General features: G+C 62.2%; 2 pseudogenes. Both read left to right on the top strand.

The annotated features are described in order from the left end of the window. Nucleotides 1–194, top strand: a pseudogene (locus tag BGE01nite_RS29235) (hypothetical protein); the annotation flags it as partial. Then, nucleotides 179–685: pseudogene (locus BGE01nite_RS28815) on the top strand (IS630 family transposase); the annotation flags it as partial. The pseudogenes BGE01nite_RS29235 and BGE01nite_RS28815, both read left to right, overlap by 16 nt.

Raw genomic sequence — 685 nt, 5'->3', positions numbered from 1 at the left:
TCAAGCGCAAGCCGGACATGACCCTGGCTGAACTGCGCGAACAACTGGGCCTCAACTGCACTCTGCCCGCGATCCACTATGTGCTTGTGGACATGGGCCTGACATATAAAAAAAGACACTCCGCGCAGCCGAGCAAGAGCGCGAAGACGTCCGCCGCGCGCGGCGGCGCTGGAAGCGCAAGCAAGGCACCTTAGAGCCCTGGCGGCTGGTGTTCCTGGATGAGAGCGGAGCCAAGACGAACATGACCCGCTTGCGCGGCAGGGCACCGCGCGGCCGCCGTCTGCACGCTGCAGCACCTTGCGGACGCTGGCAGAGCACGACGATGATCTCATCCATCCGGCTGGATGGCACCACGGCCTGCATGCATCTTGCGGGCGCTGCTGACACGGCGGCGTTCGTCACTTACATCGAGCAGGTGCTCTGCCCGACGTTGCGGCCAGGGGACATCGTGGTGATGGACAACCTGTCGGTGCACAAGAGTCCGGAAGTGGAGAGGCTGGTCCGCAGTGTGGGGGGCGAAGTGCGCTTCCTGCCAGCTTACTCACCTGATCTCAATCCCATCGAGAAGATGTGGAGCAAGATCAAGAACGTGCTACGCAGCTTGGAGGCTCGGACACCTGAGCAACTGGATGAAGCCATCAGCATGGCGTTCTCCAAAGTCACCGCCAAGGACGCCATGGGTTGG

This window comes from Prosthecobacter gellanilyticus, from assembly GCF_007992435.1.
GTDB lineage: Bacteria > Verrucomicrobiota > Verrucomicrobiia > Verrucomicrobiales > Verrucomicrobiaceae > Prosthecobacter > Prosthecobacter gellanilyticus.
The sequence above is the reverse complement of the archived record's forward strand: the minus strand, read 5'-3'. Positions and strand labels throughout refer to the sequence as shown.